The 13,904-nt window shown below is 37.1% G+C and carries 8 protein-coding genes; 7 read left to right on the top strand and 1 reads right to left on the bottom strand.

Going from position 1 to position 13,904, the window contains the following annotated elements; all coding sequences use genetic code 11:
* Nucleotides 1–5 precede the first annotated feature (5 nt).
* On the top strand, nucleotides 6–3,200 hold the full coding sequence (locus IGJ19_RS12795) for an SNF2 helicase associated domain-containing protein (RefSeq protein ID WP_430604180.1): 3,195 nt from the start codon (nucleotides 6–8) through the stop codon (nucleotides 3,198–3,200).
* A gap of 136 nt (nucleotides 3,201–3,336) precedes the next feature.
* Here the strand turns inward: IGJ19_RS12795 and IGJ19_RS12790 are convergent, their stop codons facing one another.
* Nucleotides 3,337–4,059, bottom strand: a complete 723-nt coding sequence (locus IGJ19_RS12790; protein WP_086335182.1) for an HAD family hydrolase — start codon at nucleotides 4,057–4,059, stop codon at nucleotides 3,337–3,339.
* Between the two features lie 753 nt (nucleotides 4,060–4,812).
* Between IGJ19_RS12790 and spxA the strand changes: the two genes are divergently transcribed.
* From spxA to abc-f, 6 genes are all read left to right on the top strand, one after another.
* Nucleotides 4,813–5,211, top strand: a complete 399-nt coding sequence (gene spxA, locus IGJ19_RS12785; RefSeq protein ID WP_019723016.1) for a transcriptional regulator SpxA — start codon at nucleotides 4,813–4,815, stop codon at nucleotides 5,209–5,211.
* Between the two features lie 161 nt (nucleotides 5,212–5,372).
* On the top strand, nucleotides 5,373–6,023 hold the full coding sequence (locus IGJ19_RS12780; protein WP_071866481.1) for an adaptor protein MecA: 651 nt from the start codon (nucleotides 5,373–5,375) through the stop codon (nucleotides 6,021–6,023).
* Nucleotides 6,024–6,142: 119 nt separating this feature from the next.
* Nucleotides 6,143–7,138, top strand: coding sequence for a competence protein CoiA (locus tag IGJ19_RS12775; protein ID WP_071866480.1), 996 nt, complete (start codon nucleotides 6,143–6,145; stop codon nucleotides 7,136–7,138).
* 131 nt (nucleotides 7,139–7,269) lie between these two features.
* On the top strand, nucleotides 7,270–9,081 hold the full coding sequence (gene pepF, locus IGJ19_RS12770; RefSeq protein WP_071866479.1) for an oligoendopeptidase F: 1,812 nt from the start codon (nucleotides 7,270–7,272) through the stop codon (nucleotides 9,079–9,081).
* Between the two features lie 1,910 nt (nucleotides 9,082–10,991).
* Complete coding sequence (locus IGJ19_RS12765; RefSeq protein WP_142433522.1) at nucleotides 10,992–12,020, top strand: zinc-dependent alcohol dehydrogenase family protein; 1,029 nt, start codon at nucleotides 10,992–10,994, stop codon at nucleotides 12,018–12,020.
* A 376-nt stretch (nucleotides 12,021–12,396) separates the two neighbouring features.
* The gene (abc-f, locus tag IGJ19_RS12760; protein ID WP_142433521.1) at nucleotides 12,397–13,869 is read left to right on the top strand and encodes a ribosomal protection-like ABC-F family protein; all 1,473 of its coding nucleotides are present in this window, start codon (nucleotides 12,397–12,399) and stop codon (nucleotides 13,867–13,869) included.
* Nucleotides 13,870–13,904: the final 35 nt, after the last annotated feature.

Here is a 13,904-nt window from a genome sequence, read left to right as displayed (position 1 = left end):
TAACAATGAAATGGAGTATTCCGGAAAAAGTCATTGCAAGAGGGCGTCAATATTTGCAAGAAGACCGTGTGTTATCGGTTGTCCCAGATCAAGAAGAAAATGTGTGGCATGCAGAGGTTTTAGGTAGTGAGCTGTATTTAGTTGATTTAGATGGTACAGCAAAAGAAATCGACTACTGTCAATGCCCATACTGGGAAGAACATCATTATTGCAAGCACACTGTTGCAGTAGAACTTTATTTACGATCGAAACAACTTTCTCGTATCATGCAGAAAGATCAAAAAATGATCGAACCGACGAAAAAGACCAGTGAAGGAGAACTATTGACAAAAGGATTTGCCCGATTAAAAGGGAAGACTTCTACTAAATCCTTGCAACCCTTAGTGATCGATTATCATGTCGAACAGATCGAAACCAATCAATACCATCCAGAACTTTCTATTTTGGCGGTGTATCTACGTGTGGGCTTTTTAGAAACACCTAAGAAAACATACATCGTAAAAAATATTTATGAGTTTCTACAGGCGTACACGGACGAGGAAAACTATACGGTCAATAAGCAGTATCAATTCCGTTTAGAGCATCGAGTTTTCCAACAAGAAGATCAACAACTACTGGATCTATTCGCAGGTATTGCACAGACGCAAACATTGTTAGGCGCAAACGGTGTCTTGGTAAAAGGGAAATTAGACAAGCGTTACTTACTTTTGCCAATCGATCAGTCGAAATCTTTGTTAGAGCGTATGAATCAATCGACACGTTTGAAACTACAGATCAATGATCAAACTTATCATGGCATCCAATTTTCAGACGATGCGAAACCGCTAAGTTTTCAAGTCAAGAAGAAAGAAACACAGTATCAACTGACTGCCGTAAGTGACTTTGATTTGTTTTTGTCTCACTACCAGTGGGGGATCAGACAAGGTACTATCTATCATTTGACTAAGCAGCAACAGACGATCTATTTGACTTGGAAACAACTGATGAAACGTTTTGAAGAGCCAGAAGTTGCCTTTCAAAAAAAAGAATTGTCTTCTTTATTTAAAGAAATTTTACCGCTTTTAGATCAAATAGGAACCGTTGCTATTGACGATGAAGTGACGGCAGAAGTCGCAGATATTCCAGTAGAGTTTGTCTTTGTTTTTAAAAAAATGAAAGGGCAAATCCAAGCAAGAATCGATTTTGTATATGGAGATGTTGTGTTCTCCACAGATGAACGACATGAAACGCTTGCTGAGCAAACTACCGAAATATTGAGAGATACGGCGCAAGAACAGCGGGTCCTTGATTTGTTTCGTATGTACCGTTACCGGAAAAATAAAACGGGCTACGAACGTCCATTACCAGAAGGTGAAGCATTGTATCAGTTTTTCCGGACAGAATTAGCTGTTTTTCGTCAATTTGGAGAAGTCCGTATAGGAAAAAAATTACGGGAATTATATCTAGACGCACAAAAACACCAACCACAGATCGAAGTAGAAGAAACAGGATCATGGCTAGATATCCGCTTTGATGTCACAGGAATCAACGAGCATGAAATCGACAATGTTTTGCAGAGTTTGTTAAGAAATGATTCATTTTATACCTTAGAAAGTGGACAGGTATTATCGTTTGATTCAGAAGAATTCCAACAAACAAGCAAAATCCTACAACAGTTCAGAGATACGATCCGTTCAGACGATGGCGTTATCCAAGTGCCAAAAAATCAAGGGTTGATGATCAAAGAACAATTTACGGGAAGTAATGCTAGTTTTGGCGATTCTTTCCAACAAATGACTCAAGACTTGATCGATCCTACGAATTACGAAGCTACTTTACCAAAGAATTTGCAAGCTGAGCTTAGAGACTATCAGAAGCAAGGCTTCCAATGGTTGAAAATGTTAGGTCATTATCAGTTTGGTGGCATTTTAGCTGATGAAATGGGTCTAGGGAAAACGTTGCAGACCATTGCTTTTCTGCTTTCGGAGAAAGAAGAAAAAGGTTCATTGGACGCCTTGATCGTAGCACCGGCGAGTTTGATCTATAACTGGCAAGCCGAAGTGAAAAAATTTGCTCCCTCATTGAGTGTCCAAGTGATCAATGGTAATAAGAAAGAGCGAGAAACTTTGTTAGCTGAAAAAGTAGATATTCGTGTTACTTCTTATGCGAGCTTACGTCAGGATCTTTCAGAATATCAATCATCGACGATTAATTATTTAGTCTTAGATGAAGCGCAAATGGTGAAAAATAGCAGCACAAAGACTGCTCAAGCTTTACGAGAGTTGCATATTCCACAGCGGTTTGCTTTGAGTGGGACACCAATCGAAAATAGCCTTGAAGAACTATGGTCACTATTTGCTACGATCATGCCAGGGTTCTTTCCGAATCGGACACGTTTTAGAGAATTGACGACAGATGAAATCGCGCAAATGATCCGACCTTTTGTCTTAAGACGAGATAAGCAAACAGTTCTCAAAGATTTACCAGAAAAAACTGAAATGAATCTTTATTCTGCGTTGACGGAAGAACAAAAAACAGTGTACCTTGCTTATTTGAGACAAATGCGTGAAGAAGTATCAGCTATGGATTCAGAGTCATTCAAAAAGAATCGGATCGGCATCTTGGCAGGACTGACACGTTTGCGTCAAATTTGTTGTGATCCTCGTTTGTTTGTAGAAGACTACCAAGGTGGATCAGGTAAGTTAGAACAAGTAAAAGATTTATTACTAGCTGCAAAAGAAAATAACCGTCGTGTCCTGTTGTTCTCCCAATTTACGGGTATGTTGACGATCCTTCAAGAGGAATTAGCTGAATTAGGGCTAAGTACCTTTTATTTACGAGGAAGTACAAAGGCACAAGATCGTTTAACCATGGTCGATGCTTTCAACGCGGGTGAAAAAGATGTCTTTCTTATTTCACTTAAAGCAGGAGGGACTGGATTAAATCTAACTGGCGCAGATACAGTCATCCTTTATGATTTATGGTGGAATCCAGCGATCGAAGAACAAGCTGCTGGAAGAGCCCATCGTATTGGACAAAAAAATGTTGTTGAAGTATGGCGAATGATTGCTGAAGGAACAATCGAAGAACGAATGGATTCTTTACAGCAAGAAAAACGGGAATTATTCCAAAAAGTGATTCAAGGAAACGAAGAACAATTGACGAAATTAACAGAAGACGATATTCGTTTGATTCTAAGTATTGGTGAAAATGACGAATAAAGTGTAAAGATCATTTATTGAGTAATTACTCTCCTATACAGGAAACAGTAAATAAGCCAAGGAAGATAGCCTCGCAAATCTGCGCAGTTATCTTCCTTGTTTTTTCTTGTTTATTTATTCGCAGATGCTTATTTGATCAGACAAGCTGAGCCTCTCCTACAGCAGTTTTTATAGCGGATAGTAGTTGATCGAATTCGTTGATCTCTACATCACACACCGGACGCTCGTTGATGGAACGCTTGCGGTGATTGAACCATAACGTCTGCCAATTGGCACTCTTAGCACCTAACACATCGTTTTCGTAATTATCGCCAACGTATAGTGTTTCATTAGGTGACATATTGAAAGTTTTCTCGGCTAATTGGAAGATTTCCTTTTCTGGTTTTTGAAAGCCAGTTGCTTGAGAAACTAGCATACAATCAGCAGGAATCCAATTTGTTAATTGAAGTTGATTTAATTTTTTTGTTTGATGATCAGTTGGTCCATTGGTGATGATCCCTAATGGAATATTTTTTTCTTTAAGAAAATCAAGTGTTTTTTTTACTTCAGGATGAAGAGAGATATTTGCTAGTTCCTCTTCGTAGACTTCTTGGAAAACTAAGCATTTTTCATCAGAGATAGGTGAATAACCTAGATCGATCAAGGACTGACTAATGCGGTGTGCACGCATATACTCAAGTGTCCATTCTCCAGCCATAACTTTTGGAAAATTCTCATCGCTGTGATGGCGGAAACGGATATATAATCCATGCATATCTTCTTCTGTTACTTGAGGTACCACACTTTTAACTGAATTCTTAAATGGTTGTTGCTGATCATACATTGTATCGTCAACATCAAATACAACTGATTTAATCAAATTATTACACGCCTTTCAAAATTCTATCTTTTCACAAATCCTCGCTTATTGTATCAAAAAAAAGCCAAGAAAAACGTTGGAATTTAAAGGTTTTTATTACTATATTTCTAATTACTTGACAGAATAAGGTTTGTGTATTTTAGTTTTTTTAACTAAAAATAATTAATTTTATTATAAAGAAATCTACAAATCTATTTCGAGTTTGTCAAATGAATTATAATAGTAAAAATAAATAGAACAAAAGATAATTTGTTTTTTTAATACAGAAAAAATAAAATTAGTAAAATATAAAATAACGTCAGTGTGTAAGATAACGAGTGATTTTTCACTTCTTCAAAGAGGTTGTGGGTAAGATCAATTTTATTGTGGCTCTAAAATCAACATTTTATTAGTTTTACATATTTTCTGAGTTTTTTAAATTGTCTGTTATTAAAATAAATAAAAAACATTAAATGCGAAAAAAGCGTTCTCATTTTTTTACTTTCGGAAAAGATTAGTACAGTTTTAGATGCTGTGTTATGTGTTTGTAATATTGTAAAAGTATTTGAAAACTCTAATTTTTTAACTGATAATAAAGTAGAAACCTTGGTTTAACTGTATATCTATCTTAGATAACTTTCATTTTTTTAAAAAATAATTTAAAAAAAAGCTAGCTATTTAAATGTTGATTAGGTATAATAGAAACAGATGGAAGATATTCAGGATCTTCTGTTACAAAAATGTGGCTATAATCACAAAAAGGAGTGATGCACGTTGTTAACACTATATACTTCCCCAAGTTGTACTTCCTGCAGAAAGGCTCGTGCGTGGTTGCAAGAGCATCAGATTCCATTTGTAGAGCGAAATATTTTTTCAGAACCTCTTAATAGTTCTGAATTAAAAGCAATTTTACAAATGACGGAAGACGGAACAGAAGAAATTATTTCTACCCGTTCAAAAGTTTTCCAAAAATTAAATATGGATCTTGATGAGTTACCATTACAAGAACTTTTAGAGCTTGTACAAAACAATCCTGGTTTGTTACGTAGACCAATTATGATCGATAACAAACGTCTACAAGTCGGCTTTAATGAAGATGAAATCCGTCGTTTCTTACCACGAGATGTTCGTCAATTAGAATTACGTCAAGCCCAGCTAATGGCTGGTTTATAGAAAACGCAGAATGAAACTTAGGAGGATGTGATGTCTTCCTGAGTTTTTTTTATTAAAATAGATTGTGTTTTTTGAGGACTTAATGATTTTTTCTTTACATTTATTCTTATTTCGCTACAATTAACCTATATGGATAGTTGGGATAAAGTGAGGTGTAGCAAATGGAAATGGAACATATCAATGAGAATACGATTCGTGTAATGATCGGTCATGAGGATCTAGAAGAACGTGGGGTCTCATTTTTAGATTTATTAGGTAACCACAGAGAAATAGAAAACTTTTTTTATAGTATTTTAGAAGAAGTGGATATTGAAGAGGAGTTCCAAAGTAGCGAAGCTGTCACTTTCCAAGTTTTGCCAAAAGGGGATGGCCTAGAACTGTTTATCAGTAAGAATATGCCAGACGAAGAGATAGGTCAAAACAATGAATCGACGTTGAATAGCGCAGATGTTAGTGAGTTTCTTCAAGGCCAAATGCTTGCGAATGAAGAGGAAAGCGACTTAACAGAATCAACTACTGCAAGTGAACAACGAGCAATCTTTGTATTCAGTGATTTTGAGCAAGTGATCCAGCTTGCGAATGATGTTCAATTAGAATCTGCTTGGACAGATCTATACCAATTAGAAGAACGTTATTATTTAGTTGTTCACTTTTGGATGGAAAATCTAAATCAAACAGATGTTGAAAATCAATATGCACGTATTTTAGAATTTGCTGAAAAAAGTGCACGAACCCCTGAAGCATTGAACGAATACGGACAGCAATTGATGGAACGTAATGCTCTGGAACGAGTAAAATTTTATTTTGAATAAAGCGTAGGATAAAAATACCTAGCGATAGTCGAAATCGCTAGGTATGTTTTGTCGAGGGTCTCAACATTCGTTGAGACTTTTTTTGTTGGCGTATTTACCCAGTGAAAGGGAGTGAGTCGATGCTGCTCGCCAAAGACAAAGAAGGGTCTGTTTTTTTAGCAACTGATGCAACAAAAGAGTGCGATTACTATTGTCCAAAATGTGGGAATCAAGTATTTTTAAAAAGAGGAATGAAGAGGGTCGCCCATTTTTCTCATCGCGATACTCCAGACTGCCAAGTGTTTAGTGAGGCGGAATCTAAAGAACATCTTTATTTAAAAACACAATGTTTTCAATGGCTGAAGAAGAGTTATCCAAGAGTAGAAATGGAAGGTTATTTATCGCAACTGATGCAACGTCCGGATATTTTGGTTGGTCATCATGCGTTTGAGATCCAATGCTCTCCATTGTCTTATGAGCGAATGATTGAAAGAACGATCAATTACAAAGCAAATGAGTACATTGTTTGGTGGCTATTAGGAATGAAATTTTTCAAAAAGAACGATCGGTTAAGTTTAGAAAAAAAGTTTTGCTACTACGACGATTTACGACAGCTCCACTTTTGGCAAATCGACTGGTCCACGCAAAAGGTTTACTTATATAGTCAGATCCTCACAGATTTATCGGGGAAAATCAGCTTTGAACGATTTTCTTGGTCTTTTTTTGAAAAGGAACTATTGACGATATTAGAAGTCGAAAGTGGCACATTACGAAAAATGCCAAGCTCTCCTTCCGTGAAAACAAAAGACTGGTTAGCAAAACAAATCATTCGAAAAAATAAAAAGGTATTAGGAGTACAAGAACAGTGCTACCTAAGAAAGAAGCATGTGCTTTATCTTGAGTCATGGATCTATGAAAACAGTGATTTCTTTTGCTTTTTTTCTGAACAAGTATTCTTTTATCGCTTGCTGTTTTCACAGATGAAATGCCAAGAGAGTGATAAGAAAACAAGTTCTTTCGATAAGTGGTATCAGGAAATCAAGGAATATAAAAATGAGTGGTTATTTCCTTTGATTGATGAGGAAAAAATATATCGCTTATTTTATGAAGAGTGTAAACGTTTAGTACAAAAATAATAATCAGTGAAGAATTCCATATACAAAACATGAAAGAGTTATGATAAACTCAAAAGAGTAAGTAAAAAAGTAACTATTATTTTTTATTCAGAAAAGCATAGTTGCAAAGATGAACAAAAGGAGTGGAACAGATGAGCGAAACAACGAAGTTACCAAATAGAGAAGATTTGCCTGAGAAATTGACATGGGACCTAACACCAATCTTTTCAAGCGATCAAGAATTTGATAAAAAGTACGAAGAATTGACTGAAGAATTAAAAAATTCTGAGCATTATAAAGGAACATTAGGTAATGGAGCAACAGCATTTTTGGAGGCGCTTGAATTTGTCTTAACAATGTATCGTAAAGTTGAGCTTATTTATGTCTATTCCCATTTAAAAAATGACCAAGATACGACAAATACGACGTATCAAGCATTGTATGCTCGCGCTGGAAGTTTACTTTCAAAAGTGAGTGAAGCAATTGCTTGGTATGAGCCAGAAGTATTGCAACTTTCTGATGAGCAAATTTGGCAATATTTTGAAGAAGAACCAAAATTAGAAGTTTATCGTCATTATGTCAAACAAATGGTTGATAACCGCTCGCACATTTTATCAGCAGATCAAGAGGCATTACTTGCTGGAGCCGGAGAAATCTTTGGTGCTTCAAGTGGTACTTTTGCAGTGTTGAATAATGCTGATTTAGAGTTCCCAACAATCACTGGTGAGAATGGTGAAAAGATCCAATTATCGCATGGTGTATATGGTCAATTATTAGAAAGCACCAATCGCGAAGTACGTGAAGCGGCCTTCAAAGGGCTATACAGCGTATATGCACAATTTAGAAACACCTTTGCTTCCACACTTGGAACACATATCAAAGGGCACAACTTCAAAGCAAAAGCACGTCAATATGCTTCTGCCAGAGAAGCCGCATTGAGCAATAACCATATTCCTGAAAGTGTGTATGATACTTTAGTTACTGTCGTGAACAAACATTTGCCGTTATTGCATCGATATATGGAACTACGTAAACGACTATTAAACGTAGATACATTACACATGTATGATCTGTATACGCCGGTATTAGGTGAAGCACCAATCAAATTTACGTATGAAGAAGCAGTAGAAAAAGCGATCGAATCACTTGCGCCAATGGGAGAAGAATATCTTGCTGTCGTAAAAGAAGCATTTTCAAACCGTTGGATTGATGTAGTCGAGAATAAAGGAAAACGTAGTGGCGCTTATTCTTCTGGTAGTTATGATACCAACCCTTACATTCTGATGAACTGGCATGATACGTTGGATCAACTATTCACTTTGGTCCATGAAATGGGACATAGTGTCCACAGCTATTTCACACGTTCGAATCAACCTTTCGTCTACGGCGATTACTCAATCTTCTTAGCCGAGATTGCGTCAACAACAAATGAAAATATTTTGACCGAACATTTATTAGCGACCGAAGAAGATCCTCGGGTTCGTGCCTATGTCTTGAATCATTATTTAGATGGTTTTAAAGGAACAATCTTCCGTCAAACACAATTTGCAGAGTTTGAACACTTCATGCACCAAGAAGATGCAAAAGGAACACCTTTGACGAGTGAGTACCTAAGTGAAAGTTATGGCGAATTAAATGCTAAGTATTATGGTCCGGCTGTTGAAAAAGATCCAGAAATCAAAGATGAATGGGCACGTATCCCACATTTCTACTATAATTATTATGTCTATCAATACTCAACAGGATTTTCTGCTGCATCGGCTTTAGCGAAGAAAATCTGGGAGAAAGAACCAGGCGCATTAGATGCTTACCTAACGTATCTAAAAGCAGGAAACAGCGATTATCCAGTAGAAGTAATGAAGAAAGCTGGTGTGGACATGACTCAAGCAGCTTATATTGAAGATGCAATGGCCGTGTTTGAACAACGATTAAATGAATTAGAAGCATTAGTGGAAGAATTATAGAAATCGTGTGTTGAGTGATCTATTGATCGAATCTTTTTAGATTCGTTCTGATACTACCAAAAACCGGAAAAGTGTGTGAGTTTCTCACTCAACGCTTTTCCGGTTTTTACTGTTAAAAATAACATGAAAATTCAAAAATTAAGGTTTAGATTTTCGGTTTATAGTATACTGACAGGGATAGTATAGTTTGTGCGGTGGCTAGCCTTAAGAAAAGAGGTGATGCCTATGTTGATCTGTGGCTTTCTCCTAGAAAGGAATAAGCATGTCTGTGTTTGAGGCATTGATGTTTGCATTGTCATTTGCAACATTGGTCTTGATCGTCAGCGACAAAGACAACAAAAAATAACCGCTCCTTAAACTCTGACCAGTTTAACGGTTATTTTTTGAATCGATATTAAGCTAGCCATTGTTTTGAACGATACTATCTGAAGGGGAGCTGTGATACAGCTCCTCTTTTCAAAACTATGATACCATAGCGAGTATATAAAAGCGAGTTCAATTTCTTTTGTTCTGATAGAAAAACAAAAAAGGTGAAAATAGCAATACAATAAATAACAAAAAAATCTAAAAATTAAGGTTTGTATTTTGGGTTTATAGTATACTGACAAGGATAGTAAAGTTGATGCGGTGGCTAGACTTAAGAAAAGAGGTAATGCCCATGTTGATCTGTGGCTTTCTCCTAGAAAGGAATAAGCATGTCTGTGTTTGAGACATTGATGTTTGCATTGTCATTTGCAACATTGGTCTTGATCGTCAGCGACAAAGACAAAAAAAAATAACCGCCACTTAAACTTTGGAAGGTTTAAGTGGCGGTTATTTTTTGTAACTGAAATAAACTAGCCACCAGTCAAACGGTGCTATCTGGAGAGAGAGTTGTTGATGCAACGCTCTCTTTTCAAAGTTATGATACCATAGCGAGTATATAAAAGCGAGTTCAATTTCTTTTGTTCTGATAGAAAAACAAAAAAGGTGGAAATAGCAATACAAAAAATAACAAAAAAATCTAAAAATTAAGGTTTGGATTTTCGGTTTATAGTATACTGACAGAGATAGTAAAGTTGATGCGGTGGCTAGCCTTAAGAAAAGAGGTGATGCCTATGTTGATCTGTGGCTTTCTCCTAGAAAGGAATAAGCATGTCTGTGTTTGAGGCATTGATGTTTGCATTGTCATTTGCAACATTGGTCTTGATCGTCAGCGACAAAGACAACAAAAAATAACCGCCACTTAAACTTTGGATGGTTTAACGGTTATTTTTTGAATCAATATTAAGCTAGCCATTGTTTTGAACGATACTATCTGAAGGGGAGCTGTGATACAGCTCCTCTTTTCAAAACTATGATACCATAGCGAGTACATAAAAGCGAGTTCAATTTCTTTTGTTCTGATAGAGAAACAAAAGAGGTTAAAATAGCAATACAATAAATAACAAAAAAATCTAAAAATTAAGGTTTGTATTTTGGGTTTATAGTATACTGACAGAGATAGTAAAGTTGATGCGGTGGCTAGCCTTAAGAAAAGAGGTGATGCCTATGTTGATCTGTGGCTTTCTCCTAGAAAGGAATAAGCATGTCTGTGTTTGAGGCATTGATGTTTGCATTGTCATTTGCAACATTGGTCTTGATCGTCAGCGACAAGGACAACAAAAAATAACCGCTCCTTAAACTTTGGCGAGTTTAACGGTTATTTTCTGTAACTAACCAAGCTAGCCACCAGTCAAACGGTGCTATCTGGAGAGAGAGTTGTTGATGCAACGCTCTCTTTTCAAAGTCATGATACCATAGTGAGTACATAAAAGCGAGTTCATTTTCTTCCGTCTTATTGGTAAAAGATTGGTTATAATTGTTTTTATTTGACTTGGAGTTGGCTCAAGGGGATATACTAGAAGCAATCAATCTAAGGAGTGGAAGCGATGAAAGCAACAGTATTTTTAGAACCAGGAAAGATGGCTATCAAAGAAATGCCTAAGCCAGAATTGAACCAAGAGAATGAAGCAATCATTCGTGTGGTACGCGCAAGTGTATGTGGTTCTGATTTATGGTGGTATCGTGGCATCTCTAAAAAAGAACCAGGGTCTGCTGCGGGACATGAAGCGATTGGTATCGTAGAAGAGGTAGCAGAAGGTGTTAAAAATGTTCAACCGGGTGATTTTGTGATTGTGCCTTTTACCCATGGTTGCGGGGAATGTGAGGCTTGTTTAGCTGGGTTTGATGGCGATTGTTTATCAGATACTTCAGGTTCAACAGGCTATCAGGCAGAGTATATTCGTTATCGCAACGCAAATTGGGGATTAGTAAAAATCCCTGGTAAACCAGAAGATTATTCCGATGATATGTTAAATTCCTTTGTTACGTTGGCGGATGTGATGGCGACTGGCTATCATGCAGCAGTGAGTGCTGAGGTGAAAGAAGGAGATACAGTCGTTGTGATCGGAGATGGTGCTGTAGGGTTATGCGGAGTCATTGGAGCAAAATTGTTAGGCGCATCAAAAATCATTGCGATGAGTCGACATGAAGACCGTCAACAGCTAGCTTTGACATTTGGAGCAACGGATATCATTGCGGCTCGTGGAGAAGAAGCAATCGCTGAGGTCATGAAATTAACAGGTGCTGGCGCAGATGCAGTGTTAGAGTGTGTAGGAACGCAACAAGCGGTTGAAACGGCAGTAAAAGTTGGTCGACCAGGTGCAGTTGTTGGGCGTGTAGGGGTTCCTCACGTAGATGAGTTGGATACGAACGCTTTGTTTTATCGTAATATCGGCTTACGTGGAGGGATTGCGGCTGTGACGACTCACGACCGAGCTTCACTATTAGAAGCAGTCTTATCAAATAAAATCGAACCAGGTAAAGTATTTACGCAACAATTCGAGTTAGATCAAGTTCAAGCTGCTTATGAGGCAATGGATGAACGAAAAGCAATCAAATCATTATTAGTTATGTGATGGTTCCTCCGTTCGTCAAGTGAGAGGAAATCATTCTTTTCTCCATCCTTCAAGAATTGAAGGATGGTTTTTCAGAAATTTGATGTCTGTCACGCTTTTAAAATCGTTTGTCAAACGGTTTCAATCATGATAAAATAAATGTAATTAGAGAAAAGGAGCGATGTGACATGTGGTTGTTTTATTTGGATCAAGTATTTTTAAACAATTAATTGAATCGTTTAAAAACAACTTGTAAATGACAATTCACGGGAACTTTGCTGTTTTTCTATGCTTTTTTAGCATGGACAAAATTCTTGAAGAAGCAGTCTTTCACAGGCTGCTTCTTTTTTGTGTTTCCGTTAGAAGGATGTTCATTTGCACAAAAGGAGTGCAAACAATGGAAGCATTAGCAATGGAATTAAAAGAGATTGAGATTACGTACAACGGAAAAGAAGTCTTAACAATCAATGAGCAAGCGATTTATGAGAATGCGCGGATCGGTATCGTCGGAGATAATGGTAGCGGGAAATCGACGTTACTTAAATTATTAGCTGGAGAAATCCTACCAGAAAAAGGAAGAATAGATCGAAGGGTTGATTTTAAATATTTTGCACAGATCGATACCCTTGATCAGCATCCAGTCGAAGAAATCGATTTTGAGTTACTCAGCCGTTTCCGAGTACCCAATCAACTGGCTCACTTTAGTGGTGGTGAAGAAGCGAAATATCGTTTGGCGCAAGTATTATCTACGTACACACCAGGTTTGTTGTTAGATGAACCAACGACTCATTTAGATCAACGAAGCGTGCAATTGTTGATTAAAGAACTTCGGTATTATTATGGAACCTTAATTTTTGTTAGCCATGATCGCTTATTTCTCAATGAATTAGCTGACAAAATATGGGAAGTATCGGAACATACGATAAATGAGTATCAAGGGAACTATGATGACTATCTAAAGCAAAAAGAGCAAGAAGTAATTGCTCAAGAAAGAGCGCATGATGACTATTTGAGAGAACGTAAAAAATTAGAAAACAGCATGATCAAAAAAGAGCAGCAAGCAAAAAAAATGGCACAATCTTCCAATCAAAAAAGCAGAAGCAATAAAAATAGTCGGAAACCTGACCGTTTGGCAGGAACAAAACAAAAAGAAAGTGGTCAAAAAGGCATAATGAAAGCGGCGAAGTCAATGGAGAAACGTTTAGAAAAATTAACGGCAGTCGCAAGAGTACAGAAAAAGTATCCGATTGATTTCCCGCAGACAAAAACAACTGTTTTACACAATAAGTTCCCAATCGCAGGTGAATCAGTGACGATCCATTACGGTGAAAAAATCCTGCTTGATGAAGTTAACTTTGCCTTTGCTCTAGGAAAAAACATTGCGATTATTGGTCCTAATGGGAGTGGGAAGTCTAGTTTACTCAGTCATATCTTGCAGCAAAACAATGGAATAAAGCTTAGTCCAAAAATTACTTTTGCTGTCTATGAGCAAATGGATTATCACTATGTTGAAGATATGACTGTCCTACAGTACCTGATGCGTCAGACCGAATATCCAGAAAGTTTGATCCGAAGTATGCTTCACCATTTAAGCTTTTCACCGGAGGCAATCCAACAATCAGTTTGTTCGTTAAGTGGTGGAGAAGCTACACGGCTGTCACTAGCAACCTTGTTTGCTAAGCCTTCCAACGTATTGATTCTAGATGAACCGACTAATTTCATTGATCTGCAGACAATGAATGCGCTAGAGTATTTTTTGAAACAATATCATGGGACTGTTTTGTTTACCTCGCATGATCCCTATTTTGTTCAACAAGTGGCAGATCAAGTCTATGAAATAAAGGATCAAAAACTGATTCGACGAGATTGAATCAGCGTAAAACGAGCTTGTTATTGTTGCTAAGT

Origin of the sequence: Enterococcus sp. DIV1368b, assembly GCF_050529595.1 — a bacterium.
Lineage (GTDB): Bacteria > Bacillota > Bacilli > Lactobacillales > Enterococcaceae > Enterococcus_B > Enterococcus_B mundtii.
This window is presented reverse-complemented; position numbering and strand designations above follow the sequence as displayed.